At 41.8% G+C, this 26,354-nt stretch carries 21 protein-coding genes; 12 read left to right on the plus strand and 9 right to left on the minus strand.

All coding sequences use genetic code 11. The features are described 5' to 3' along the window. Positions 1-245: 245 nt before the first annotated feature. Positions 246-977, plus strand: a complete 732-nt coding sequence (locus AC3E6G_RS02335; RefSeq protein WP_048717387.1) for a cyclase family protein — start codon at positions 246-248, stop codon at positions 975-977. A 211-nt stretch (positions 978-1,188) separates the two neighbouring features. Here AC3E6G_RS02335 and gorA read toward each other — a convergent pair whose 3' ends face one another. Further along, positions 1,189-2,538 carry a glutathione-disulfide reductase gene (gorA, locus tag AC3E6G_RS02340; protein WP_125335995.1) on the minus strand — a complete coding sequence of 450 codons (1,350 nt, stop codon included), beginning with the start codon at positions 2,536-2,538 and terminating at the stop codon, positions 1,189-1,191. Positions 2,539-2,738: 200 nt separating this feature from the next. Between gorA and AC3E6G_RS02345 the strand changes: the two genes are divergently transcribed. The 4 genes from AC3E6G_RS02345 (at position 2,739) to lysS (ending at position 7,589) form a co-directional block, all read left to right on the plus strand. Beyond that, positions 2,739-3,896 (plus strand): efflux RND transporter periplasmic adaptor subunit, encoded by a 1,158-nt coding sequence (locus AC3E6G_RS02345; RefSeq protein WP_490700375.1) that lies wholly within the window; start codon positions 2,739-2,741, stop codon positions 3,894-3,896. After that, positions 3,880-4,575: an ABC transporter ATP-binding protein gene (locus tag AC3E6G_RS02350; protein WP_006595919.1), complete on the plus strand. Its 696-nt coding sequence runs from the start codon at positions 3,880-3,882 to the stop codon at positions 4,573-4,575. Before AC3E6G_RS02345 ends, AC3E6G_RS02350 begins: the two co-directional genes overlap by 17 nt. Beyond that, on the plus strand, positions 4,575-5,915 hold the full coding sequence (locus AC3E6G_RS02355; protein ID WP_140814174.1) for an ABC transporter permease: 1,341 nt from the start codon (positions 4,575-4,577) through the stop codon (positions 5,913-5,915). The genes AC3E6G_RS02350 and AC3E6G_RS02355 overlap by 1 nt, the downstream gene beginning before the upstream one ends. Positions 5,916-6,098: 183 nt before the next feature. Then, on the plus strand, positions 6,099-7,589 hold the full coding sequence (gene lysS / locus AC3E6G_RS02360) for a lysine--tRNA ligase (protein ID WP_061564191.1): 1,491 nt from the start codon (positions 6,099-6,101) through the stop codon (positions 7,587-7,589). Between the two features lie 36 nt (positions 7,590-7,625). Here lysS and AC3E6G_RS02365 read toward each other — a convergent pair whose 3' ends face one another. The 3 genes from AC3E6G_RS02365 to AC3E6G_RS02375 all read right to left on the minus strand — a co-directional run bounded on the left by AC3E6G_RS02365 (position 7,626) and on the right by AC3E6G_RS02375 (position 9,687). Then, the gene (locus AC3E6G_RS02365) at positions 7,626-8,249 is read right to left on the minus strand and encodes a histidine phosphatase family protein (protein WP_490700376.1); all 624 of its coding nucleotides are present in this window, start codon (positions 8,247-8,249) and stop codon (positions 7,626-7,628) included. Positions 8,250-8,263: 14 nt separating this feature from the next. Beyond that, positions 8,264-8,737 (minus strand): aminoacyl-tRNA deacylase, encoded by a 474-nt coding sequence (locus AC3E6G_RS02370; protein WP_048689458.1) that lies wholly within the window; start codon positions 8,735-8,737, stop codon positions 8,264-8,266. 86 nt (positions 8,738-8,823) lie between these two features. Next, entirely contained in the window at positions 8,824-9,687 is an 864-nt protein-coding gene (locus AC3E6G_RS02375; RefSeq protein ID WP_048789341.1) for a GH25 family lysozyme, read from the minus strand. A gap of 256 nt (positions 9,688-9,943) precedes the next feature. On the opposite strand from AC3E6G_RS02375, the gene ftsW reads away from it, so the two are divergent. The 4 genes from ftsW (at position 9,944) to tpiA (ending at position 16,466) form a co-directional block, all read left to right on the plus strand. Further along, positions 9,944-11,182, plus strand: coding sequence for a cell division peptidoglycan polymerase FtsW (gene ftsW, locus AC3E6G_RS02380; protein ID WP_125329837.1), 1,239 nt, complete (start codon positions 9,944-9,946; stop codon positions 11,180-11,182). A 28-nt stretch (positions 11,183-11,210) separates the two neighbouring features. Next, positions 11,211-14,036, plus strand: coding sequence for a phosphoenolpyruvate carboxylase (gene ppc / locus AC3E6G_RS02385; protein WP_490700377.1), 2,826 nt, complete (start codon positions 11,211-11,213; stop codon positions 14,034-14,036). Positions 14,037-14,347: 311 nt separating this feature from the next. Continuing rightward, positions 14,348-15,544, plus strand: a complete 1,197-nt coding sequence (gene tuf, locus AC3E6G_RS02390; protein ID WP_048717371.1) for an elongation factor Tu — start codon at positions 14,348-14,350, stop codon at positions 15,542-15,544. 163 nt (positions 15,545-15,707) lie between these two features. Continuing rightward, entirely contained in the window at positions 15,708-16,466 is a 759-nt protein-coding gene (gene tpiA, locus AC3E6G_RS02395) for a triose-phosphate isomerase (protein WP_006595928.1), read from the plus strand. 232 nt (positions 16,467-16,698) lie between these two features. Here the strand turns inward: tpiA and AC3E6G_RS02400 are convergent, their stop codons facing one another. From AC3E6G_RS02400 to AC3E6G_RS02415, 4 genes are read right to left on the minus strand one after another with little or no spacing between them, the layout of a single operon-like run. After that, entirely contained in the window at positions 16,699-17,874 is a 1,176-nt protein-coding gene (locus AC3E6G_RS02400) for an aminoacyltransferase (RefSeq protein ID WP_490700378.1), read from the minus strand. Between the two features lie 8 nt (positions 17,875-17,882). Further along, positions 17,883-19,097 carry an aminoacyltransferase gene (locus tag AC3E6G_RS02405; RefSeq protein WP_219074462.1) on the minus strand — a complete coding sequence of 405 codons (1,215 nt, stop codon included), beginning with the start codon at positions 19,095-19,097 and terminating at the stop codon, positions 17,883-17,885. After that, on the minus strand, positions 19,097-19,906 hold the full coding sequence (gene yidA / locus AC3E6G_RS02410) for a sugar-phosphatase (RefSeq protein WP_219074461.1): 810 nt from the start codon (positions 19,904-19,906) through the stop codon (positions 19,097-19,099). The genes AC3E6G_RS02405 and yidA overlap by 1 nt, the downstream gene beginning before the upstream one ends. After that, on the minus strand, positions 19,896-21,206 hold the full coding sequence (locus AC3E6G_RS02415; RefSeq protein WP_006595932.1) for an HD domain-containing protein: 1,311 nt from the start codon (positions 21,204-21,206) through the stop codon (positions 19,896-19,898). The genes yidA and AC3E6G_RS02415 overlap by 11 nt, the downstream gene beginning before the upstream one ends. Positions 21,207-21,316: 110 nt before the next feature. Here AC3E6G_RS02415 and AC3E6G_RS02420 point away from each other — a divergent pair, with 110 nt between their 5' ends. The 3 genes from AC3E6G_RS02420 (at position 21,317) to AC3E6G_RS02430 (ending at position 25,371) form a co-directional block, all read left to right on the plus strand. Continuing rightward, the gene (locus AC3E6G_RS02420) at positions 21,317-21,700 is read left to right on the plus strand and encodes a YwiB family protein (RefSeq protein WP_061564180.1); all 384 of its coding nucleotides are present in this window, start codon (positions 21,317-21,319) and stop codon (positions 21,698-21,700) included. Positions 21,701-21,894: 194 nt separating this feature from the next. Next, entirely contained in the window at positions 21,895-24,579 is a 2,685-nt protein-coding gene (locus AC3E6G_RS02425) for a cation-translocating P-type ATPase (RefSeq protein WP_490700379.1), read from the plus strand. A gap of 123 nt (positions 24,580-24,702) precedes the next feature. After that, positions 24,703-25,371, plus strand: a complete 669-nt coding sequence (locus AC3E6G_RS02430; RefSeq protein WP_490700380.1) for an MIP/aquaporin family protein — start codon at positions 24,703-24,705, stop codon at positions 25,369-25,371. Positions 25,372-25,429: 58 nt separating this feature from the next. On the opposite strand, the gene AC3E6G_RS02435 is transcribed toward AC3E6G_RS02430, so the two are convergent. Next, complete coding sequence (locus AC3E6G_RS02435; protein WP_154853398.1) at positions 25,430-26,287, minus strand: metallophosphoesterase; 858 nt, start codon at positions 26,285-26,287, stop codon at positions 25,430-25,432. Positions 26,288-26,354: the final 67 nt, after the last annotated feature.

A 26,354-nucleotide genomic window follows, 5' to 3' on the forward strand; every position in this document is an offset into this window, starting at 1 on the left:
AAAGCTGATGAAATCAGCGTGGTAGAGCCCCCTCAACCACTGCATCTTGCTCGATAATCCAAAGACAATTGAGAGGCTAGGATTTTTGTCCCAGCCTCTTTTTTGATGCTTTCTATAATTATAGTTTGAAACTATATCCCATTCAAGAAAACAAGATTAACGCAAATCATTGTGGATGATGGGATAGACTGTTATAATAACCTTATTCGTTTATCTCATGTAGCACTTATAGGAAAGGAATCCATATGTCAGATTTACTAAGTATTTATAAAGAATTGCAAGCTAAAAAATGGGTGGACTTGAGTCACCAAATCAATGCAGAAAGTCCACACTTCCCAGCCCTTCCTGCTTTGCAACAAGAAGACCTTTTCACATTAAAAGATGGTTTCCATGTTCAAAAATTTACAGTAGTTGGTCAATACGGAACACATATTGATGCACCGATTCACTTTGTAGAAGGTGGTCGTTGGTTGGATGAGATTGACCTCAAAGATCTCCTCTTGCCACTCTATGTTATCGACAAGTCTAAAGAAGTTGCAGCCAATCCAAACTTTATCTTGAGCAAACAAGATATCTTAGATTTTGAAGCTGAACATGGACAAATTGTAGAAGGAGCTTTTGTTGCTTTCCGTAGTGATTGGTCAAAACGTTGGCCAGATCAAGATGCTATGCGTAACCTCGATGAAAATGGGGTTCAACAAAGTCCAGGATGGAGCCGTGAAGCCTTGGAATTCTTGATTCATGAACGCCATGTCAAGGCTGTGGGTCATGAAACCTTTGACACAGATGCTGGTATTCCAGCAGCAGAGCATGGCTTGGTCAATGAATACTACCTTTTGGAACAAAATATCTACCAAGTAGAAGTCTTGAACCACTTGGATCAAGTGCCAGCAGTAGGTGCCTTGATTTCAATTGCTTTCCCTCACTGGGACAAGGCAACTGGTTCACCTGTTCGTGCCATTGCTATCTTGCCTTAAAAAAACAGAGCCTGAAGCGTATCTTCAGGCTCTTTTATATGGATGTTGAAATCTATTAGTGAATCTGAAAGATATCTTGTCAAACCTTGTTATCTTACAAAAATGTAAGGAAAGAAAGTTAAAATGAAAGATTAGACTATGGTAGCTCCAATGATGATCCATTAAAATAAAAACAGAAGAAAAAGGTTTGTCGAACAAACCTTTTCTGATATTAGCGCATGGTAACGAATTCTTCGGATCCAGTTGGATGAATAGCGACTGTCGCATCGAAATCAGCTTTTGTGGCTCCCATCTTGATAGCAACAGCAAATCCTTGGATCATTTCATCTACCCCATACCCAAGTCCATGGAGACCGACAACGGTTTCTTCCGGTCCTGCAGTGATGAGTTTAAATTTAGCCAACTGACGATGCTGGGTCACAGCTGAATACATAGAGGCGAAACTTGAAGTATAGACCTTGATGACGTCTTTTCCATATTGTTTTTCGGCTTCTTCTTGAGTGAGACCGACTGTACCAATAGCGGGATGGGAAAAGATAACGGTCGGAATGGTTGCGTAGTCCATTTTAGCATCGGTTTTTCCATTAAAGAGACGTTCGGATAGGGTACGCCCTGCCTTGATAGCGACAGGAGTTAATTCTTTTTCGCCCGTGACATCTCCAAGAGCATAGATGCCAGGAACAACTGTATTCTGGTATTCATCCACTGCAATGAATCCTTTTTCATTTAAGGTGACACCCGCAGCTTCTAGATTAAGGTCTTGGATGTTTGGTTTGCGCCCAGTCGCCCAGATGACATGATCAGCAACAAAAGATGTTTGGTCTTCGAAATAGACTCGGATTTGACCATTTTCTTCCTTTGTGAGTCGGACAGGAACCTTGTGAGGATGGAGAGGCAATCCTTGTTTATCCATCTCCTCCATTAAGCCATCGACAATGTAAGAATCAAACTTTCTTAAAGGACGATCACCTCGAACGAAGAGGTCTGTCTTAACACCAAGGGCATGTAGCACACCGGCTAGTTCTACCGCAATGTAGCCAGCGCCAATAATGGCAACTGATTTTGGTAGTTCTTCCCAAGCAAAGACATCGTCAGAGGTTTCTCCTAGGTCTGCTCCAGGTAGATCTGGGATGTAAGCATGAGCCCCTGTAGCGATCACAATGTGTTTAGCCTTGATGGTTTCCCCGTTGACTTCGACTGTATGGGCGTCGACAAAGCGAGCGCGACCTTGGATATACTCCACACCATTTCGTTTAAAACTGCCATCATAAGAAGAACGAGCCCGATCAATATAAGCTTCGCGATTTTTTCTTAAGGTCGCAAAATCAAAATTGGTCTGTTCAGAAGTAAACCCATAATCTGGACCGTAATCACGAATGGCTTCAGCAATTTGGGCGCCATACCACATAATTTTTTTAGGGACACATCCTTTGTTGACACAGGTCCCACCTAGTTGCTTTTCTTCAATAACAGCAGCTCGGGCTCCATGTTCTCCAGCTCGGTTCATGGTAGCAATCCCTCCGCTACCTCCACCAATGGAGATAATATCAAATTCTTTCATGGTTAGTACTCCTTTGTTGATTTACACTTTCATTGTAACAACAAAGGTTACAAAAATCAAGAAATTGCCATCGTTGAATAGGAGGAGAAAACAAGATAGCAAAAAAAACGTGCAAAACAGATGATTCTGAATTGAAAAATGAGGAAATATGATATACTAAACTTATACTTTGAAACGCTTTCGAATATTGGAGGAAAGAAATGAAGAAATTTAAAAAATGGCAAATTATTACAGCGACTGGTGCTGCTATAGCAGTTGTAGGAATGGGGAGCTGGCTTGCTTTTGGAAAATCAGGTAGTGGCCCTGAAGAAATGGTCAATATGACACCTATGGTACAAACCGTGAAAGAAGGTTCGATTGCTTCCTCTGTTTTATTGACAGGTAAGGTCACAGCCAATCAAGAACAATATATTTATTTTGACGGAACCAAAGGAGATTTGCAATCCATCCTAGTGAATGTCGGGGATCAAGTAACCGCCGGCCAAGCTATTGTTCAATATAGTAGTACAGAAGCGCAATCTGCCTATGACGCGGCGGTACGTGCGGTCAATAAGGCAGATCGTCAATTGAACGATCTCATGACCAATGGAGTGACCATTGATACAACAGGGGATGAGGAAGCAGATGGCAAATCAGCCTCTCAAGCCCAACGCTCTTTGGACACACAAGTGGGTGATTTGCGCGATGCCCGTGCGGATGCTGTAGCCAATATGGAAAAAGCTAAAGCTTTGTTGGATGCTACAACTGTAAAAAGTAGTACAGATGGAACGGTTGTAGAAGTCAATAAAGATGTCTCCAAATCAACAACCGGAACCAACCAAACCCTTGTTCATATTGTCAGCAACGGTAACCTTCAAGTAAAAGGTGAGTTGTCTGAGTACAATCTAGCCAACATTTCAGTTGGTCAGGAAGTGACCTTAACCTCTAAGGTCTATCCTGGGAAAAAATGGACTGGAAAGATTAGCTACGTTGCCAATTATCCGACAGAAGCTGGTCAGGCTGGTGCAAATGCCGCAGGTTCTGGACAAGGAACAGGGGGAGCTAAGTATCCGTTTACGGTAGATATTACCAGTGAGATTGGTGATTTGAAACAAGGTTTCTCTGTCAATATTGAAGTAAAAAGTTCAACCATCCATCCTTTGGTTCCTATGACAAGTGTCTTATCAGACGGCGATCAAAGCTATGTTTGGACGATTGAAGCTGGCAAGGCTAAAAAAGTCAATGTTACCTTAGGAAATGCAGATGCAGAAAATCAAGAAATCTTATCTGGTTTGAACAAGGATGCTCAAGTCATCACCAACCCTTCTGGCGATTTGGAAGATGGGAAAGAGGTCGGAAAATATGACAAAATTGATTGAGCTGAAAAACATCAATAAAAGTTATCAAAATGGCGATCAAACCCTACAGGTATTAAAGGATATCCATTTAGATGTGGAAGAAGGGGAATTTCTAGCTATCATGGGACCTTCCGGGTCTGGGAAATCTACCCTAATGAACATCATTGGTCTTCTGGATCGTCCGACCAGCGGTGAGTATAGGCTAGAGGGGGAAGAAGTAGGAAATCTTAGTGAGAAGAAATTAGCCCAGGTTCGCAATGAGCAAATAGGCTTTGTCTTCCAACAATTCTTTCTTCTATCGAAACTCAATGCTTTTCAAAATGTCGAGCTTCCTTTGATTTATGCAGGAGTAAATCCTTCTAAACGAAAGGAATTAGCTGAACAATTTTTAAAGAAAGTTGAGCTAGATACGCGGATGCACCACCTTCCTTCGGAACTGTCCGGAGGGCAAAAACAACGGGTGGCCATCGCGCGTGCTTTGGTCAATCATCCTTCTATTATCTTAGCGGATGAACCAACAGGAGCTCTTGACTCCAAGACCGGCGATCAGATTATGGAGCTTTTGACAGCCCTCAATCAAGAAGGGAAAACTATCATCATGGTGACCCACGAAACGGAGATTGCTGCCTATGCCAAACGTCAGATTGTCATTCGAGATGGAGTGATATCTTCGGATAGCCGTAATGAAAGGAGGGCCTGATGCAGAACTGGAAATTCGCTATTAGTTCCATTATGGGACATAAAATGAGATCGTTCTTAACCATGGTAGGGATTATCATCGGGGTTGCCTCAGTCGTTGTCATCATGGCTCTCGGAGATGGGATGAAAGCGGGAGTGACTAAGACCTTTACCAAGGATCAACAATATGTTCAGATTTCCTATTCCGCCCGAAAGAGTGGCTACATGACTGGTTTTAATCTTGGGCCAGAACCTGTCTCAGAAGAAGGTGGTGGTGAAGGCGGTGTTGCTAGTGAAGGAGACCAAGGAATGTCACCGCCAGCTGGCTATGGAGAGGAAACTAGCGAGGACGTTGACAACCCAATCCTTGAAACACCACCCGTCGTTCAAGAAGAATGGGTCAAGGAATTGACCAAGATTCCTGGCATTGATGGCTACTATGTTGGAAATACGGCCAATGCCACTATCTCCTATCAGAAGAAAAAATCTGAAGGGGTCAATATCATGGGGGTCAATGATACTTATTTCTCAGTAAGAAAATTTGAATTGGTTTCAGGAAGAAAACTAAATCCTTCAGATTATCAGAGTTTCTCACGGGTCATCATGTTGGATGAAGGTTTAGCTTCGACCTTATTTGGGACGGAAAGTGCCCTCAACCAAGTGGTTGCTGTCGGAGACAACAACTATCGGGTGGTAGGGATCTTCAAGGATCCAAATGCTGGATCTGCATTATACGGGGTTTCTTCTGGAGGAAGTGCCTTGATGGCCAATACCCAAGTAGCTTCAGAATTTGGAACAGAAGAAATTTCTACTATTGTGGTGCATATCCCAGATGTCAAACAGATTAAACCAACTGGGATAGAAGCGGCGAAAAAATTAACAGAGTTGTCGGGAGTTCGCCAAGGAGAGTTCCAAATCTTTAACATGGATAGTATCTTGGAGCAGACCAATCAAATGCTCAGTATTATGACAACAGTCATTGGTGCGATTGCAGGAATTTCCCTTCTCGTTGGTGGGATTGGGGTCATGAATATCATGTTGGTTTCTGTGACCGAGCGGACACGTGAAATCGGTCTGAGAAAAGCTCTTGGAGCTACTCGTGGAAAAATCTTGATTCAATTCCTCATCGAATCCATGGTCTTGACCATGATGGGAGGAATTCTCGGTCTGGGATTGGCTTATGGTGTCAATGCCCTCATCGCCACAGCTGCCGCAGGTGCTCTAGAAGGACCACCAGTCGTCTCCATGTCAGTGGCTATCGGAAGTATCATCTTTTCAGCTTGCGTTGGAATTGTCTTCGGTATCTTACCAGCAAGCAAGGCATCAAAACTCGATCCGATTGAAGCTCTTCGCTATGAATAAGGATGAATGACCTATATAGTTGACTCGGATGAAGTAAAATTTGATTATGAATGAATGGAATGTGATGGAAAAGGGAGAAGGAACCCTTTCCTTCCATTCCTTTTTTCATTTTTCCTGCTCAAGAATAGTGTATTTCCCCGTCAAATATGATAAAATAGGGGAGAATAACTTAGGAGGTTCCAAATGACTACTGAACATATGGAAGAATTAAATGACCAGCAGATTGTCCGTCGCGAAAAGATGGCGGCCCTTCGTGAACAAGGAATCGACCCATTTGGAAAGCGATTCGAACGAACTGCAGATTCTGGTCAATTGAAAGAAAAATATTCAGAATTAGATAAAGAACAACTTCATGACTTGAACGAAACGGCCATTATTGCAGGCCGTCTCGTGACCAAACGTGGGAAAGGGAAGGTTGGCTTTGCCCACCTTCAAGACCGTGAAGGTCAAATCCAAATTTACGTTCGTAAAGATGCGGTCGGTGAAGAAAATTATGAAATTTTCAAAAAGGCTGACCTTGGAGATTTCCTTGGGGTAGAAGGAGAAGTGATGCGGACCGATATGGGTGAGCTTTCCATCAAAGCTACTCACATCACACACTTGTCTAAAGCCCTTCGTCCCTTGCCTGAAAAATTCCATGGCTTGTCTGATGTGGAAACCATCTACCGCAAACGCTACTTGGATTTGATTTCGAACCGTGAAAGCTTTAACCGCTTTGTAACCCGTTCGAAAATCATTTCAGAAATCCGTCGTTACTTGGATGGTCAAGGCTTCCTTGAAGTAGAAACCCCTGTTCTTCACAATGAAGCTGGTGGAGCATCTGCGCGTCCGTTTATCACTCACCATAATGCTCAAAACATTGACATGGTACTTCGGATTGCGACCGAGCTTCACTTGAAACGCTTGATCGTTGGTGGGATGGAACGCGTCTATGAAATCGGACGTATCTTCCGTAATGAAGGAATGGATGCTACCCACAACCCAGAATTTACTTCCATCGAAGTCTACCAAGCTTACGCTGACTACCAAGATATTATGGACTTGACGGAAGGGATTATCCAACATGCTGCGAAAGCCATTCATGGGGATGGTCCAGTTGACTATCAGGGAACTGAAATCAAGATCAATGAACCATTCAAACGTGTCCACATGGTGGATGCGATCAAGGAAATTGCTGGTGTTGACTTCTGGCAGGAAATGAGCTTTGAAGAAGCAGTAGCCCTTGCTAAAGAAAAACATGTGCCAGTTGAAAAACACTACACTGAAGTGGGGCATATTATCAATGCCTTCTTCGAAGAATATGTGGAAGAAACCTTGACACAACCAACCTTTGTCTATGGACACCCTGTAGCTGTATCACCATTGGCTAAGAAGAATGACGAAGATCCTCGTTTCACAGATCGTTTCGAGCTCTTCATCATGACAAAGGAATATGCTAATGCCTTTACAGAATTGAACGATCCAATCGACCAATTGGAACGTTTCGAAGCGCAGGCACGCGCCAAAGAATTGGGAGACGACGAAGCAACTGGAATTGACTACGATTATGTAGAAGCTCTTGAATATGGTATGCCACCAACAGGAGGATTGGGAATCGGTATCGACCGTCTCTGCATGCTCCTTACTGATACGACTACTATCCGTGACGTATTGCTCTTCCCAACTATGAAATAAGCTAAAAGAAAACACTGATCACAAGATCAGTGTTTTTTAGTCTTTTAAATAAGAAGTATCATTCCAAGTATCTAAGTGATAGTGCTCAAAATCATCTGTTGTTAGAATCGTCACACTAGCATTATTGAGTCCGCCATTTTTACGGAGTTCCTCTGGTTTATAGCCTAGAAGAGTCCGAATAGAAGCTGTTAAATTAGCGCCATGGCCAACGATTAGAATGGCCTCGCCAGACTTGTCTTTTAAACTTTTGATAAAATTTTCGGTCCGTTGGGTGGTTTCTTCAACGGATTCTGCTCCGAAAATATCGTGGTGAAACTCAGCTAAATTATGACGAAAGGCCTTCATTTCCTCCGGATAGAGAGCCTTCAACTCCACAATTTTTCTACCTTCTAACCTACCAAGCCGCCATTCCCGTAGAGCAGGAGTCTCTTGGAGGGAGATAGGATGTTGATTTTGCTCGAGAATGATTTGAGCAGTATGGACAGCTCTAGGCAAGTCACTTGAATAAGCTGCTTCAAAGTATGTTTGAGATATATGCTGGCCCAAGGCTTTTAACTGTTGGATGGAAGATTCTAAAAGCGGAGAGTCACCATTTGCCCCTTGGATACGTCCCTCTTCATTCCACTCAGTACGTCCGTGACGGACAAAATATAATTTCATATTGGTTTTATCCTTTACTCGACTAAGTCTTCGAAACTAGCCTTGACAAAATCAGCTAAATCTTGCGCCTTGATTTGAATGCTATGACCAACTTCACCTGCAGAGACAATCATCTGATCGAGTTCCAGGGCAGACTGGTCAATAAAAATAGGGTAGTTGTGTTTTTGTCGGATACCAACAGGATTATTGGCCCCATGAACATAGCCCGTCGTCTTTTCTAAGTCTTTTTGTGGAATCATACTAACTTTTTTATTGCCAGATAGTTTAGCCAATTTTTTTTCGGATAAGTGGGCAGAGATGGGAACAATCCCAATGACGGGACCAGTTTTATCACCTGTTAGAGCCAGTGTCTTATAGATTTGATCAGTCGTAATCCCTTCTGGGATGATTCCCTCAAGAGCATTGATTTGCAATCCTGTATGGTCGATTTTTGCTTTCTGCAGTATTTGTTCAACCAATGTTTTTTTTACTTTTTGTTTTTTTGCCATCTCACTCTTCTCTTTCTCTTAATTTCCTAACATTATATCATACTATTTGAGTTTCCGTTCATGAGAAAAAGAGGCAGTTGCCTCTTTTAATTCTTTTCTACAGTAAATAGTTTTCGGTAGATTTTTTCTCGATTTTGTGTAGGAGCAATCTGGTTCAAGTCCAAGTAGTGGGTGAAACCATTCAATTGTCCCTGAGAGGTGTACTGATGAAGATCATACTCGTCATCAGTAGATGGTGCTGCATTGTAGTAGCCGTCATCATGACCATAAGTTGGAATCCAGAGGGCGGTAAATTTATCAGTGGAGATACTATGTTCTTCCATGAAATAGGTCCCGATATAGATTCCGATATTTTTGGCTCCCAATGATTCTAGCTTGGCACGGAAGGCCTCCACGCCAGCGTTCATATCACCCATCGTTTTTTCTTCTACATCCAGCCAATAATAGGTTGGTTTGTATTTTTTGGATGCCTGATAGAACTCTTCTGCTTCCTTTTCCATTTCTTTTTTGTCCTTGGCAGCTACGTAAGCATATACCGCAACTGGAATATTTCGTTTTTGAAACTCTTTAATATGAGTTTCGTATGATTTGTCTATTCCATTTAAATAAGTCGCGGCATTTTCTTTTTTAGCTTGAGCTCCACTATGAACTCGAACAATGACTCCGGAAACATTTTGTGCTAAGAGATCATAATCAATCTCGCTTGGCAATTGCCAACCAGAGATATCGATAATTGGTCGATTCAAAAATTCTTGATCTAATTCTTCAACTGAGTCAGAAGAAGAGGAAGATGGGATTTTTGTTTGATTGGTGTTCTTTGCCTCTTGTAGGGTCTTGTTTTTAGCAAGTTGATTTCTTTGGATATCTGCTACTGTTTTAGAAATTACCAAAAAGGAAAAGATACTTGCGAAAAAGACAAAGAGGACAATTGGTTTAATCCTTTTTCTCATACAGAATCATTTTACCGTAAAAGACGGAAAAAGGCAAAACAAAGGACCCGGAAACAGGAAAAACAAGATGATATGATAGTGAATCAGAGGATCGATTTTCTTTGCTTCCTCACAATAGTTGGAGTAGAAATAAGAGTCAGACTGGTTTGTTTGATCATCTTTTGAAAGTGAAAACCGAATCTTATTTGGTCTTTCCTTTTTTTTACTATTGAAAGGTGATATAATGAAATTTGAAAATTAGAAGTATGGGTGTTACATGAAATTAGAAAAACGTCATTTTTTAAACTATTCGATCCTGATCCCTTACCTCCTTTTGTCAGTATTGGGATTGATAGTAGTCTACTCGACAACGAGTGCCTTAGCCATCCAAAAAGGGCTTAGTCCTTTCGGGATGATCAGAAGTCAGGGGATCTTTTTTGTTCTAAGTTTGATCACTATTCTGATTACCTATAAGGTGAAATTAAATGTCCTTAAGAAAAAGGGCTTCATCGGAATTTTTATTATAGCTGAGACGATCCTTCTTTTGCTATCGCGTTTCATCACAGATACGGTGAATGGTGCGCATGGATGGTTGAGTTTTGGAGGTTTCTCTATTCAGCCAGCTGAGTATTTGAAGATTATCATCGTCTGGTACTTGGCCTTGGTCTTCTCTAAAAAGCAGGAAGAAATTCAACGATATGATTACCAAGCGTTAACCCACAATCAATGGCTGCCTCGAGATTTGTCGGATTGGCGTTGGATGGTGCTCTTCCTGATTGCTATTGTGGTCATCATGCCAGACTTAGGAAATGCGACCATTCTTGCACTGACAACCTTAATTATGATTAGTGCAAGTGGTATAGCTTACCGCTGGTTTTCAAGCCTATTAGCTATCCTAGTAGGAGGTTCAACCATTCTTCTTTATTCTATTCAGCTTATCGGGGTAGAGCGTTTCTCTAAAATCCCTGTCTTTGGATATGTAGCGAAACGATTCAGTGCTTTTTACAACCCCTTTAATGATTTATCAGATTCGGGACATCAACTAGCCAATTCTTATTACGCCATGAGTAATGGGGGCTGGTTTGGCCTTGGACTTGGAAATTCGATTGAAAAGCAAGGGTACTTGCCAGAAGCTCATACAGACTTTGTCTTTTCAATCGTTATTGAAGAACTTGGTTTTGTGGGAGCTAGTCTCATCCTAGCCTTGTTGTTCTTCTTAATTTTACGCATTATTCTTGTCGGGATTCGGGCAAGAGATCCATTTAATTCAATGATGGCGATTGGTATAGGAGGGATGCTCCTGACCCAAACCTTCATCAACATTGGTGGGATTTCTGGGCTGATTCCTTCGACAGGGGTGACCTTCCCCTTCCTTTCACAAGGAGGAAATAGTTTGTGGGTCTTATCCATTGCGATTGCTCTTGTCTTGAATATTGATGCGAGTGAAAAGCGCGCCCTAGCTACTCAAGAGGCCCCTTCTTACGAGAAGCCTCAGAAAATTCAGAGCTATTACTAAATCGGAGTGAGTAAAGAAAGGAGTTATCATGACTTTACAAAAACTAGAGAGCTATACCAACAAAGAGATTATCAAAGAAGAAGCTGAGATTTTAACCACTATTTTAGAAGATATTGCTAAAAATTTGGTGAGTCCAGAAACCTTTGATAAGATTCTTGAATTGAAAAAACTATCTGTTTCAAAAGATTATTTAAAATTGGATCAAATTGTCAAAGAGCTATCAAATGAAGAGATGACTGTGATTTCTCGCTACTTTGCCATTCTTCCCTTGTTGATTAATATCTCTGAAGACGTCGATCTGGCTTTTGAAATCAATCATCAAAATAATGTGGGACAAGACTATCTTGGAAAGCTGTCGTCCACCATTCGCCAGGTGGCTGAGACTGAAAATGCTCAGGAAATCTTGGAACACCTCAATGTGGTACCGGTATTAACCGCTCATCCGACCCAAGTGCAACGGAAAACTATGTTGGATTTAACCACTCACATTCACAGTCTTTTGCGCCAACACCGGGATGTAAAAGCTGGCTTGATGAACGAGACCAAATGGTACAATAATTTGCGGCGTAATATCGAAATTATGATGCAAACCGATATGATCCGTGAAAAGAAACTCAAGGTAACCAATGAGATTACCAATGTCATGGAATACTATAATAGTTCCTTCCTTCAGGCTGTTCCTAACTTAATGTTGGAATACAAACGTCTTGCCAAGGAGCAAGGGATTGAGTTGCAACAACCCAAACCGATTACGATGGGAATGTGGATTGGTGGAGACCGGGATGGGAATCCTTTTGTAACCGCAGAGACCTTGAAGCGATCAGCTACGATTCAAAGTGAAGTCATTCTGAACTATTATATTCAGAAAATCTCTAGTCTTTATCGGAACTTCTCCCTCTCTACCAATCTTTCAAAAACCAGTCAAGCGGTTGAAGAGATGGCAGCCCGTTCCAGTGATACATCTGTCTTTAGAGAGAAGGAGCCCTACCGTCGGGCCTTCCATTATATTCAATCCAAGTTGGTCCAAACCTTGTTGAATATCAAGGAATGGTCTGTCGTTGGCTCAACAGTAGATGACCGTCATCCGGTTGAGCGTCTTCTCGGTGCTCACACCCATCAACAAGGAGTGGTTTCCGATTATATCGGTACCCGAATCAGTGGTGCGATCCAAGAGTTGGCAGAAGATCGCCCTCCTTATTACGAAACAGTTGAAGAATTTAAACAGGATTTGACCCTTATCCAAGAGTCATTGATTGAAAATAAGGCAGAAGCTTTAATCTCAGGGGAGTTTGCTGAGTTATTAGAAGCAGTAGAAGTCTTTGGATTCTTCTTGGCTTCGATCGATATGCGTCAAGATTCGAGTGTCCATGAAGCTTGTGTTGCGGAACTTCTCAAAGAAGCTGGAATCAATGACCATTACAGTGATTTGTCAGAAGACGAAAAGTGCGAGTTGCTTTTACAAGAGTTGTTAGAAGATCCTCGTATTTTATCTGCTACCCATGCAGAAAAATCAGAATTGCTTGAAAAAGAATTAGCTATTTTCCAAACAGCGCGTGAATTAAAAGACCGCTTAGGAGAAGATGTTATTCGCCAAACCATTATTTCTCATGCAACCAGTGTATCGGATATGCTTGAGTTGGCTATCATGTTGAAAGAAGTGGGACTGATTGACAAGGAAAGCGCACGTGTGCAAATTGTTCCCCTCTTTGAGACGATCGAAGACTTGGATCAATCTGAAGATACAATGAGAAAGTATCTATCACTTCCAATTGCTAAACGCTGGATTGCTTCTAAGAATAACTACCAAGAAATTATGCTTGGTTATTCAGATAGTAACAAAGATGGTGGTTATCTATCTTCTTGTTGGACTCTTTATAAGGCCCAGCAACAATTAACAGCGATTGGTGACGAGTTTGGCGTGAAGATTACCTTCTTCCATGGCCGTGGTGGAACAGTTGGTCGTGGGGGCGGTCCAACCTATGAAGCCATCACCTCACAACCATTGAGATCCATTAATGACCGCATTCGTTTGACGGAGCAAGGTGAGGTCATTGGCAATAAATATGGGAACAAGGATGCAGCTTATTACAACTTGGAAATGTTGGTATCTGCAACGATTAACCGGATGATTGCTAAGCAGAAGAGTGAAAAGAGCATGTCCGAGCAGTACAATGAGATAATGGACCAGATTGTCAATCGTAGCTACGATATTTATCGTGAACTGGTGTTTGGCAATGAGCATTTCTATGATTACTTCTTCGAATCCAGTCCGATTAAGGCTATTTCTAGTTTCAATATTGGTTCTCGTCCAGCAGCCCGAAAGACTATCAAAGAAATCGGTGGCTTGCGTGCCATTCCTTGGGTCTTCTCATGGTCACAGAGCCGGGTGATGTTCCCTGGTTGGTATGGTGTAGGGTCTAGCTTTAAAGAATTTATTGATGCAGATCCTGAAAACATTGAAACCTTGCGTTATATGTACCAAAAATGGCCATTCTTCAAGTCTCTTCTTTCAAACGTAGACATGGTGCTCTCAAAAGCCAATATGAACATTGCTTTTGAATACGCCAAGCTGTGTGAGGAAGAGGAGGTTCGTGACATCTTCAATATTATCCTGGACGAGTGGCAATTGACTAAGGATGTTATTTTACAGATTGAAGGTCATGATGAACTCTTAGCTGAGAACCCTTATCTAAAAGATAGTTTAGATTATCGTATGCCATACTTTAATGTTCTGAACTATATTCAATTAGAATTAATTAAACGCCAGAGACGTGGCGAATTGCCTACTGATCAGGACAAATTGATTCATATCACGATCAATGGTGTCGCGACAGGATTGCGTAATTCTGGTTAATCGTGAACCCTTAAAACCAATCTCGATTAAAGGGATTGGTTTTTTACTGGAATAAAGTGAAAATGATTGTGAAAAAAACGTAAAATAGGTCACAAAGAATGAAATATCTAGCTGTTTATTTCAAAAAAGAAGTGGAAAGGAGATTTCACAAACTTTCATTTGGATAAATTCCTTTAAGAAAAAAGAAATAAGAAAAAAAGCTAGTAAAACACTTGCAATTTAGACGAAATTTGATAAAATAGTAAGGAAAGTTAGACTGTATTGCCTACTGTCTATCTATAAAATATATTTTATTGGAGGCTTTTACTCAAATGGCAAAAGAAAAATACGATCGTAGTAAACCACACGTTAACATTGGTACTATCGGACACGTTGACCACGGTAAAACTACCCTAACTGCAGCTATCACAACTGTTTTGGCACGTCGCTTGCCTTCATCAGTTAACCAACCTAAAGACTATGCGTCTATCGATGCTGCTCCAGAAGAACGCGAACGCGGTATCACTATCAACACTGCGCACGTTGAGTACGAAACTGAAAAACGTCACTACGCTCACATCGACGCTCCAGGACACGCGGACTACGTTAAAAACATGATCACTGGTGCCGCTCAAATGGACGGAGCTATCCTTGTAGTAGCTTCAACTGACGGACCAATGCCACAAACTCGTGAGCACATCCTTCTTTCACGTCAGGTTGGTGTTAAACACTTGATCGTCTTCATGAACAAAGTTGACTTGGTTGACGATGAAGAATTGCTTGAATTGGTTGAAATGGAAATCCGTGACCTTCTTTCAGAATACGATTTCCCAGGTGATGACCTTCCAGTTATCCAAGGTTCAGCTCTTAAAGCTCTTGAAGGTGATTCTAAATACGAAGACATCATCATGGACTTGATGAACACTGTTGATGAGTACATCCCAGAACCAGAACGCGATACTGACAAACCATTGCTTCTTCCAGTCGAAGACGTATTCTCAATCACTGGACGTGGTACTGTAGCATCAGGACGTATCGACCGTGGTATCGTTAAAGTCAACGACGAAATTGAAATCGTTGGTATTAAAGAAGAAATCCAAAAAGCGGTTGTTACTGGTGTTGAAATGTTCCGTAAACAACTTGACGAAGGTCTTGCAGGGGACAACGTTGGTGTGCTTCTTCGTGGTATCCAACGTGATGAAATCGAACGTGGACAAGTTATCGCTAAACCAGGTTCAATCAACCCACACACTAAATTCAAAGGTGAAGTTTACATCCTTACTAAAGAAGAAGGTGGACGTCATACTCCATTCTTCAACAACTACCGTCCACAGTTCTACTTCCGTACAACTGACGTAACTGGATCTATCGAACTTCCAGCAGGTACTGAAATGGTAATGCCTGGTGATAACGTGACTATCGACGTTGAGTTGATCCACCCAATCGCCGTTGAACAAGGTACTACATTCTCTATCCGTGAAGGTGGACGTACTGTTGGTTCAGGTATGGTTACTGAAATCGAAGCTTAATTCGATCTAGTTCCCAGATTAACAATTATATAGACAGACAGAAAACCCCGTGAAGACGGGGTTTTTATTGTTTTAAGAAGTAAAAGAGTTTGTGCAACCTTTCATTATCACGAAAATTATGGTAAAATAGTTAGTATAAAATTAGAAAAACGAGGTATGTGAAATGTCACGTAAACCATTTATTGCTGGTAACTGGAAAATGAATAAAAACCCAGAAGAAGCAAAAGCATTTGTTGAAGCAGTAGCATCAAAACTTCCTTCATCTGATCTTGTTGAAGCTGGGATTGCAGCTCCTGCACTTGACTTGACAACTGTTCTTGCTGCTGCTAAAGGTTCAAACCTTAAAGTTGCTGCTCAAAACTGTTACTTTGAAAACGCTGGTGCCTTCACTGGTGAAACTAGCCCACAAGTTTTGAAAGAAATCGGTACGGACTACGTGGTAATCGGTCACTCAGAACGTCGTGACTACTTCCATGAAACAGACGAAGACATCAACAAAAAAGCAAAAGCTATCTTTGCTAATGGTTTGCTTCCAATCATCTGTTGTGGTGAAAGTCTTGAAACTTACGAAGCAGGTAAAGCGGCTGAATTCGTAGGTGCTCAAGTATCTGCTGCTCTTGCTGGATTGACTCCTGAGCAAGTTGCTGCATCAGTTATCGCTTACGAGCCAATCTGGGCGATCGGTACTGGTAAATCAGCTTCACAAGACGACGCACAAAAAATGTGTAAAGTTGTTCGTGACGTTGTAGCTGCTGACTTCGGTCAAGAAGTAGCTGACAAAGTACGTGTTCAATACGGTGGTTCAGTGAAACCTGAAAACGTTGCTGAATACATGGCTTGTCCAGACGTTGATGGAGCTCTTGTTGGTGGTGCATCACTTGATCCAGAAAGCTTCTTGGCATTGTTGAACTTCGTAAACTAATCGAACAAGAATAAGACGAGAGATTTCTCGTCTTTTTCTTGTATTAAAAGAGAGTGGGACAGAAATCGGTAATTCGTTAGAATTCGATTTCGTTGTCCCACTTCCTCACAGTTGAGTAGGGCTGTAAAAGCTGATGAAATCAGCGTATATAACCCACTCAACCACTGCGTCTTGCTCGACAATCCAAAGACAATTGAGAGGCTAGGACTTTTGTCCCAACCTCTTTGTTTTTTTATGAGCGTCCTAAGATTCGTTTGATCAAGGACAAGGCTTTGAATTTCAGAGGATTTGGGTAATAACGGAAGGTTCCCATCTTACGGACTACGTAACCATTAAAGTTCTGTTTGAAACGAAGAACGCCGTCTGAGCCGTCGAAGACCCCTTGAATACCTAGGAAATTGTATAAGGTGATTCCTTTTTCTAGGGCACGCTTCATGGCATGGTATTGAATCAAGAAGGCTGCAGAGAATTTCTGGTATTTGGTATACGAACCGCCAAACAAATAGGTCACTTCTGATGGATTATAGATGATCAGGGCACAGGCCAAGGGCACTGTTTCAACTGTTTCGTTAGCCAAGGTTTCCCGGACAATTGTCTTTTGTTTCTCTAATTTTTGCAGCTGTTGCTCATATTGTTTAGATGAAGGATTCAGCAAAGAGATCTTCTGGTCTAAGTAAGCAAGTGCATCAGCTGTATTGATTTCAGCAATGAGAAACTCTGCATTTTCTTTAAAGGTATCATAGAGATCGTAGTAGTAGTCTAGACTCTTATCTTCAAAACCTTGACGTTTTCCAGTTTCCTCAATAATTTGTTTAAACTGAGGAATTTCATCTCTATTAATATTTCGAATGGAAATGTCATAGTTGAGGGCAGTCGTAATATTACGACTACAGTTCTTGTTGAAAGATTTTAGGAGAGATTTCGCATCATAATCAGTTAGGTCCTTCAGATAATGCCAAACTGGTTCTCCTCCTGGATAGCCCACTTGTAAGCCATCAAATTGATAGCCTAGATCCAGTAGGGGATGGATAAGCTGTTTTTGCTCTTCTTCAGTCGGATTTCCATTGCTATCGAAAGTTTGATAGTGGTCATAGGGCTTTAAAATGAATTCGATACCACCATTTTCTTTTACATAATCCTGTAATGCTTTGTAAAAATCTGGTAGATGGCGTGTATCCGTCACGATTGGTCCACTATTGATTTCGTAATGCAAGCCTCCAGTCATGGGTAGGCTGTATAAAATGGCTGAGATAACTAATTTTCCTTGCTCTTCCCATCCAATATATTGAATGGTTGCGCCTCTTTTTTGAAGCAAATCAGCCATTTCAATACTCTGTAAAAAAGAGTGATTGGAAGTAGTAAGAGAGTGTTGGTAAAAATCTTCCCTACTAATAATATTGAATGTCATAGGTCACCTTACTGTTTATTTCTTAGTTTTTTTCGTAATTGATAGGCCTTGTTAACAAGGGGATAAAGAATACTTGTTGGGAGGTTGAATTCGCCAACAAATTCTTCAATCATTGGATTAAATTTTGATTTGAAGTGGTAGAGTCCTCCATCTAAATGGTTCTCAACTCCGCCCATGTTTTGCCAAACAGCTCCACGGTCAAAGGCATGCTGGGCTGTTTCATACCAAGTCAAAATGGCTGGTTGATAGCGGCGGAAATTCTCATCCATTCCTGCATAGACATTCTCTGAAGTGCCTCCAAATTCAAGAGTTAAGGTTCCAGAAAGAGAAACAATCTCCTGGCCAGCTTTTAGCACTTGATGGAGAAATTGGATTTCTTCTTCCAAACGTTCTTTTTCTTGTCGGTTGTTGTCGATTTTGCCTGGTTTAGTTTTTTCATTAAAACGACTAGCTTCCGCTTGATTTTTTTCCAGTTGCTCTTTGAGTGAATCAAGACGTTGTGCTAAGTTAATTCTTGATAGAGTGATGTAAGATTGCCCCGCATAGGTTGTTAGCAGTTTCTCATAATAGTCTTTTCCTCGAAGATGGATACCTTTTCGCGCTTCTGTTTTTTTCATCAGAGCTGCAAATTCGTCTAAGAGTTCAGTGCCTCCAAAGATGACTTCAACTCCTTTATTTCGAGCGGTACGAATGGCTTGCTTGGTAGATTTGGACAGTTGGTCCTCAGTGAAGTATTCCTTGTAGATATTGGCCTGGAAACGTGGTTGAATCGTTTCTCCCATGTCTTCTGTCCGTCCAACCCATTCGGCTCCACATTCTTTTAAGGATTGGATAATCGCCAAAGTAGCCTCTTGATCACTTGTTTCTTGGCCGATTAATCCTTTTCTTAGGAAAAGAGAGGGATCAAACTTGGCGAAGACAGCACGCTTGCTTTTAGCATATGTTTTGATGGATTGGAGCATGAAGGCTACTAATTCGCTGTTTTGATAATCCATAATAGGTCCACGTGGGATATAGAGCATGGTAAAACCAAGTGGAAGTGGCTGGATTAAAATACTTGCGACAGCGACTAGTTTGTGATCTTGGTAAACGCCAAGGCGCTCATTGCCCCAGTTGTCTTTGATCTTTGCCCAATCTGAGCTTTGAAGCAAATTGGTTTGGGGGCTCTTTTTCACAAATTCATCATGTTCTTCGGCTGTAATACCGATTTTGTAACTATACATTAATGGAGTACCCACTTTCTAAGGGCGTAAGCAACACCCGACTCATCGTTGGATCGCGTGACAACTTTAGCAATCTTTTTTAATTCAGGACTGGCATTGTCCATCGCGACAGGAAGACCAGCAACCTCTAACATGGCTTGGTCGTTTTCTTGATCACCAACAGCCATAACCTGATCTGGACTTAGGTTTAACTTGGACGCTAACTGTAAGAGGGCTTGACCTTTATTTACTGTTTTGGGCAATATCTCAAGGTAAAAAGGTGCGGAACGCACAATTGTAAAACGATCGTAAAAATTATCCGGAATAGTTGAGAGGATTGTTCCTAAGATTTCCGGCTCATCGACATACATACACTTGAGAATCGTATGCTGCTCCATTTCTTCAGGAGTCCGATAGAAAAGATCCGAGTGAACCAATTTGGCTTCACGGACGGTATAGGCCCCAATGTTACGATTGGCTGTATAAATGCCAGACTTGGTACTAGCGTGCATAGGGACAGCTAATTTACGGGCTAGTGCTTCAATATCCAAATAATCTTGGTAGGAGAGGTGTTCTTCATAAAGTGTTTCTCCAGTATGGGCGTCTTGAATGAGCCCACCATTGAAGGTGATGACGAAATCACCTGCTTGATCCAAGTGAAGTTCTTTTAGCAATTGAAGGACACCAGAACGAGGACGACCAGTTGCTAAGACAACATGGACTCCTTGAGCTTTTGCATCTTGGATAGCTTGGAAAACTTCGGGGGTTACTTGGCCGTCAGATGTTAAAAGGGTCCCATCGATATCAAGTGCAACAAGTTTAATGTTCATCTTTTTCTCCTGTGAAGGTATCGTTAACAATATAGGACTGGAATAAGTGCAGCTGTGGTGTAAACAAGCTGTTTTCAAGCAGCATTTCTTTTGGGAAATAGAAGCGGTTATCCCCTTGCCTGCTACCGGCTAAGGAAGCAACGATAGGAGAAAGAAGGGATAGCTCAGCTAAATTTCCATCCTTCTGGATGATCTCAATTTGAGTACGAGGTTTTTCTGAATCTGGTCGGTAAACGTCGTAAGGAAGGTCAAAGTTTCGATGAATAGCCGTATAATAGGTTGGATCAAAACCGACCTCTTGAATCAGTTGTTTGAGAGCAGCTAATTGTTCTTCATCCTTATCTTGAAAGAGAATGGATTTGAAAACCTTGCGATTGATAAAACGCTGGGCCAAATCAGAGAGTACGGAGTCCGGACTCTCCATCCAAGATTGAAAGTAGGTATTCATAACGCCGTCGTCCAAAGCCAAGTAATCGGCCAGGCTAACTTGGTGTTCAAAAAATGGAATCAGTCGAGGAGAAGTCGCTTGAAAGAACTCTTTGTGCTCAAGATAGAGATGACGTGCCCGCTTGAGCAGGTTCTGCAATAGGACTTCCATTGCTCTGGTGGCTGGATGAAAGTAGACCTGCATATACATTTGGTAGCGAGAAACAACATAATCTTCAACCGCATGCATCCCATTGACCTGAAAAGCAATTCCGTTTTCTACTGGGCGGATAACACGCAATATACGAGTTAAATCAAAATTCCCGTAAGAAGCCCCAGTGAAGTAGGCGTCTCTTAGAAGGTAATCCATGCGATCGACATCAATCTGACTAGAGATTAACTGCACCACCTGTTTGTTAGGGTAGGTGTGGTCGATAACACTAGCTACCTTTTGAGGAAAATCAGGTGCTACTTGAATTAATATCTGGTAGATTTCTGTTTCAGGACAGGTAATAATTTCCTGGGTCATTTTTTCATGATCAGTATCAAATAGCCCTTCAAAGGTATGCGAATAAGCGCCGTGTCCGATATCATGGAGCAAGGCGGCAACCATGGTGAGAAGGGATTCGCTTGAGTCCCATTGGTCGGTGTATTTCTCATCAAAGATTGATAGGATGCGCCGAGCAATTTCATAGGCTCCTAGACAGTGCGAAAAACGACTATGCTCGCCCCCATGAAAGGTAAACCCAGAGGTTCCTAACTGTTTGATGCGACGTAGTCGTTGAAATTCTTTCGTATTAATGAGCTTGTAAATGACTGGGTGATCCACGTGAATATAGTTGTGCACAGGATCCCGAAATACTTTTTCATTCATGCCTCTATTATAGCAGAAAACGGCCTAAATTGGTATCGAGAGATGGTTGCAATAGGAAAAAGAAAGAAGTTTTTGGTAAAATAAAGGAAAGAGGGAAAGGATGGGAACTTTTGAAGATTAGAATACAAAATCAGATTCAATTTGATGATCAACTGGAAGTGATGGACCAATATTACGAAGGTGAATGGAAGGAAAAAGGCGGCTATCACTATCTGCTCTACACCAACGAAGAAGGAGAAAAAGTCGCTTTGAAATTTCATGATCAAGAATTGACTATGACTCGCTTTTCAACGCCAAAATCCATTATGAAATTTATAGTTTCAGAGAAAGGTCATGCGCTCATTCCAACTCCCCTAGGCATGCAGCAGTTTGTGATTGATACTCAGGAATATAGATTGGAGCAAAATAAGCTTGGTTTGTCCTATCAGTTGTTAACGGCAGATGGAAGTCAACAATTCGCAACCTATCGCTTAGAATTGACATGGGGAGACTAGTTTATCAGTAGTTTTTCTTGATTTTTCTACAAGGTGTGGTATAATGAAACCACTCAAGGGAGTAGCTGGCGGATTTCCCGCGATAGTGTCGTCATTCCGAATTATTTCCGGCACTATATTAAACAGCGAGACTTGTTTTTTTAAAAAACAGGTCTCTTTTTTTGTAAAAAGAGGCCGAAAAGGAGGAGACTATTTTGTCAAAAGAACAAAATAAAGACTTGTTTTATACACAGACCTCAGAAGAAGTCCTAAAGAATTTGGACTCATCTATCGAAGGTTTGTCAACTGCTCAAGCTAAAGAACGCCTAGCGACTTATGGTCGAAATGAGTTGGAAGAGGGCGAAAAACGTAGCCTACTAGCTAAATTCCTTGATCAATTTAAGGATTTGATGATTATCATCTTGCTTGCGGCTGCGGCACTGTCTGTCATTACAGAAGGAATGGATGGTTTAACAGATGCCCTTATCATATTGGCCGTAGTTGTCCTGAATGCAGCCTTTGGTGTTTACCAAGAAGGTCAAGCTGAAGCAGCTATTGAAGCGTTGAAAAATATGTCTAGCCCGATGGCTCGTGTTCGTCGTGATGGTCATGTCATTGAGATTGACTCAAAAGAATTGGTGCCTGGGGACATCGTCTTGCTAGAAGCTGGAGATGTGGTGCCTGCCGATATGCGTTTGCTGGAAGCGGCGTCTCTTAAAATCGAAGAAGCTGCACTTACAGGGGAGTCTGTCCCAGTTGAAAAAGATGTGACAGGACTTGTTGAAGCAGATGCTGGTATCGGGGATCGTGTTAACATGGGTTACCAAAACTCAAATGTAACTTACGGTCGTGGTATCGGTGTCGTAACCAATACTGGTATGTATACTGAAGTTGGTAAGATTGCGGATATGTTAGCCAACGCAGACGAAACTGAAACACCATTGAAGCAAAGCTTGGAACAATTATCTAAGGTCTTGACTTACTTGATTATTGTGATTGCAGTGATTACCTTCTTGGTTGGTGTATTCGTTCGTGGTGAACATCCATTAGAAGGCTTGATGGTGGCGGTTGCTCTTGCGGTTGCGGCTATTCCAGAAGGACTTCCTGCCATTGTAACCATCGTTCTATCATTGGGAACTACAACCCTTGCCAAACGGAATTCAATCGTCCGTAAATTGCCAGCGGTTGAGACTCTCGGTTCAACAGAAATCATTGCATCTGATAAAACAGGTACTTTGACCATGAACCAAATGACGGTTGAAAAAGTTTATACCAACGGTCAATTGCAAAGTGCTGCAACTGAGATTACTGCTAACAATAATACCCTCCGTATCATGAACTTTGCCAATGATACAAAGGTGGACCCATCTGGTAAGTTGATTGGGGATCCAACAGAGACAGCCCTTGTACAGTTTGGTTTGGATCACAACTTCGATGTTCGTGAAGTCTTGAAGGATGAGCCACGTGTGGCTGAATTGCCATTTGACTCAGACCGAAAACTCATGTCTACCATTCATAAGGAAGCAGATGGCTCTTACTTTATCGCTGTCAAGGGTGCCCCTGACCAATTGCTCAAACGTGTGACTCGTATTGAAGTCAATGGGGAAGTTCGCCCAATCACAGAAGAAGATAAGAAAGCTATCCTTGCTATCAATAAAGACTTGGCTAAACAAGCCCTTCGTGTCTTGATGATGGCTTACAAGACAAGTAAGGAAATTCCAACCTTGGAATCTGAAATTGTTGAGTCTGACCTCATCTTCTCTGGTTTGGTCGGCATGATTGACCCTGAGCGTCCAGAAGCTGCAGAAGCTGTACGTGTCGCTAAAGAAGCAGGTATCCGTCCGATTATGATCACTGGTGACCACCAAGATACAGCGGAAGCTATCGCTAAACGTCTCGGTATCATCGATCCAAATGATACAGAAGACCATGTTTTCACTGGTGCTGAGTTGAATGAACTCACTGATGAAGAATTCCAAAAGGTCTTCAAGCAATACTCTGTTTACGCTCGTGTATCACCTGAGCACAAGGTTCGTATCGTGAAAGCATGGCAAAAAGAAGGTAAGGTTGTTGCTATGACAGGTGACGGGGTTAACGATGCGCCTTCACTTAAGACAGCTGACATCGGTATCGGTATGGGGATTACAGGTACAGAAGTTTCTAAGGGAGCTTCTGATATGGTCCTTGCTGATGATAACTTTGCAACCATTATCGTAGCGGTAGAAGAAGGACGTAAGGTCTTCTCAAATATCCAAAAATCAATCCAATACCTCTTGTCTGCCAATATGGCTGAAGTTTTCACCATCTTCTTTGCAACATTGTTAGGTTGGGATGTGCTTCAACCAGTGCATTTGCTATGGATTAACCTGGTAACAGATACGCTACCAGCCATCGCCCTTGGTGTGGAACCAGCTGAACCAGGTGTCATGACCCACAAGCCTCGTGGCCGTAAGTCTAACTTCTTTGATGGCGGTGTCTTCGGAGCTATCATTTATCAAGGGATCTTCCAAACGATGCTAGTTTTAGGTGTTTATGGTTGGGCTCTTCTCTTCCCAGAGCACCAAAGTCATACTGAAATCCATGCGGATGCCCTTACCATGGCTTTTGCAACTCTCGGTTTGATCCAATTGCTCCATGCCTTTAACGTTAAGTCGGTTTACCAATCGATCTTTAAAGTGGGACTCTTTACCAACAAGACCTTTAACTGGTCTATCCCAGTTGCCTTTGTTCTCTTTGTGGTGACAATTTTGGTTCCTGGATTTAATAATCTCTTCCACGTGTCACATTTGAGTTTGACTCAATGGATGGTGGTCGCTGTAGGAGCGCTTATGATTGTAGTCCTTGTTGAGATTGTCAAAGCAATCCAACGAGCACTTGGAAAAGATAAAAACGCTATTTAAACGCATATCAAAAGTCATCTTCGGATGGCTTTTTTGTGTGCAGAGATGTCTGGGCATATTTCTTGAGCCCAGACTGGATTTTTGATAAACTAGACAACAGTTTGAAGAAAGGAAATTTATATTATGAAAAAGTTTTTTGCTGAAGTAATCGGCACATTTATGCTTGTCTTTATCGGGACTGGCGCGGTTGTTTTTGGAAATGGGACTGAAGGTCTTGGGCATTTAGGAATTGCCTTGGCATTTGGTTTGTCAATTGTCGCAGCTGCATACTCTATTGGGACTGTTTCTGGTGCTCACTTGAATCCTGCTGTTTCTATTGCTATGTTTGTCAACAAACGCTTGTCTTCAAAAGACTTAGTCAACTACATTGTAGCGCAAGTAGTAGGAGCTTTCCTTGCAACTGCTTCTGTCTTCTTCCTTTTGTCCAATTCCGGTATGGCAACCGCTAGTCTTGGTGAAAATGCCTTGGCTAAAGGAGTGACTCCATTTGGCGGTTTCTTGTTTGAAGTGATTGCGTCCTTTATCTTTATCTTGGTCATCATGACAGTGACATCAGCTTCTAAAGGAAACGGGAAAATCGCTGGTCTTGTGATCGGTTTGAGCTTGACCTTGATCATTCTTGTTGGTTTGAACATTACAGGTCTTTCTGTTAACCCAGCTCGTAGCTTGGCTCCTGCACTCTTTGTAGGTGGTGCAGCCCTCCAACAAATTTGGATCTTTATCCTTGCTCCAATCGTTGGTGGTATCTTGGCAGCTCTTGTTGCAAAGAATCTCCTTGAAACAGAAGAATAAGCTATTTTAACGAAAAAAGATTTCGACTCCTTATGGGATCGAAATCTTTTTATTTTTTTTAGCAGTCAAGGATGGTTAAAGCTTGACGAAATTCATTTGCTAAATGTTGTCTTTTGTATTGATGAAATTCAGGTAAGCCCTTCACAGCATTGTAGCGTTTATGAAGGCGGTACATTTGGGAAATCTTGTACTGAGGGAAGGACTTGAAAAAATTCTCCGTCAATTGCCATTCTCGAATATAGCCAAGGGGCCGCATGTGATAGTGAATGCCATCGATGACTCTGGAAGAATGGCGATGATGCAAGTGACCAAAGATCACATCTCTTACCCCATGTTTTACAAAGAGATCATGAAAAGCTTGACTACCTAAGAAGGCATTGAATTTCTGAAAGTAGGGGTGGCTAACGAGAAAATCCTTGTGGGGAACAAAGTGAAGAGCGACGATGATTCTACCATCTAAAGAAGCTAGTACCTGATCCAATTGGGAGAGAACTTCTTGCGTGATTGTTGGGTCGTCTAAGGGACGTTCCAATCTTCGATCAAACCAGAAAGTATTTTTGGTACGTACGTGGACCTCCTTGCTCTTTTCAGGGACAAAGCTATAATCGTACCAACCAGCAAGACTGACTAAATGGCTATCTCCAAAGGTCTGGACTTGAAAATCATACTGATAGATTTCCTCCTCTGAGAGGTATAGCATATCGTGATTGCCCAGATTAAAGGAAACAGGGAGCTGGGTTTGGAGGTCCTGAATAAAGGGGAGACTCATCTGCTTAAAGTCATTGGAAATGTCGCCAGCTAGATGAAGGTGATCAATCTGTTCTTCTTGTAGGACCTGAAGGAGTTGCATGCGTTCGGCCTCGCCAAACTGATTGGAATCCAGGTGCAGGTCACTCATAAAACCAATACGTGTCATATCACTAGTGTATCACAAGTTGATAAGAAAAAGAAAGTTAACCAACATGTAACAAATCTAACAATTA

The organism is Streptococcus sp. SCPM-O-B-23252 (M501) (genome assembly GCF_058200355.1).

Bases quoted from the DNA above. Each gene is read 5' to 3' on its own strand.
- AC3E6G_RS02335 (WP_048717387.1), top strand. From the start codon at position 246: ATGTCAGATTTACTAAGTATTTATAAAGAATTGCAAGCTAAAAAATGG.
- gorA (WP_125335995.1), bottom strand. From the start codon at position 2,538: ATGAAAGAATTTGATATTATCTCCATTGGTGGAGGTAGCGGAGGGATT.
- AC3E6G_RS02345 (WP_490700375.1), top strand. From the start codon at position 2,739: ATGAAGAAATTTAAAAAATGGCAAATTATTACAGCGACTGGTGCTGCT.
- AC3E6G_RS02350 (WP_006595919.1), top strand. From the start codon at position 3,880: ATGACAAAATTGATTGAGCTGAAAAACATCAATAAAAGTTATCAAAAT.
- AC3E6G_RS02355 (WP_140814174.1), top strand. From the start codon at position 4,575: ATGCAGAACTGGAAATTCGCTATTAGTTCCATTATGGGACATAAAATG.
- lysS (WP_061564191.1), top strand. From the start codon at position 6,099: ATGACTACTGAACATATGGAAGAATTAAATGACCAGCAGATTGTCCGT.
- AC3E6G_RS02365 (WP_490700376.1), bottom strand. From the start codon at position 8,249: ATGAAATTATATTTTGTCCGTCACGGACGTACTGAGTGGAATGAAGAG.
- AC3E6G_RS02370 (WP_048689458.1), bottom strand. From the start codon at position 8,737: ATGGCAAAAAAACAAAAAGTAAAAAAAACATTGGTTGAACAAATACTG.
- AC3E6G_RS02375 (WP_048789341.1), bottom strand. From the start codon at position 9,687: ATGAGAAAAAGGATTAAACCAATTGTCCTCTTTGTCTTTTTCGCAAGT.
- ftsW (WP_125329837.1), top strand. From the start codon at position 9,944: ATGAAATTAGAAAAACGTCATTTTTTAAACTATTCGATCCTGATCCCT.
- ppc (WP_490700377.1), top strand. From the start codon at position 11,211: ATGACTTTACAAAAACTAGAGAGCTATACCAACAAAGAGATTATCAAA.
- tuf (WP_048717371.1), top strand. From the start codon at position 14,348: ATGGCAAAAGAAAAATACGATCGTAGTAAACCACACGTTAACATTGGT.
- tpiA (WP_006595928.1), top strand. From the start codon at position 15,708: ATGTCACGTAAACCATTTATTGCTGGTAACTGGAAAATGAATAAAAAC.
- AC3E6G_RS02400 (WP_490700378.1), bottom strand. From the start codon at position 17,874: ATGACATTCAATATTATTAGTAGGGAAGATTTTTACCAACACTCTCTT.
- AC3E6G_RS02405 (WP_219074462.1), bottom strand. From the start codon at position 19,097: ATGTATAGTTACAAAATCGGTATTACAGCCGAAGAACATGATGAATTT.
- yidA (WP_219074461.1), bottom strand. From the start codon at position 19,906: ATGAACATTAAACTTGTTGCACTTGATATCGATGGGACCCTTTTAACA.
- AC3E6G_RS02415 (WP_006595932.1), bottom strand. From the start codon at position 21,206: ATGAATGAAAAAGTATTTCGGGATCCTGTGCACAACTATATTCACGTG.
- AC3E6G_RS02430 (WP_490700380.1), top strand. From the start codon at position 24,703: ATGAAAAAGTTTTTTGCTGAAGTAATCGGCACATTTATGCTTGTCTTT.
- AC3E6G_RS02435 (WP_154853398.1), bottom strand. From the start codon at position 26,287: ATGACACGTATTGGTTTTATGAGTGACCTGCACCTGGATTCCAATCAG.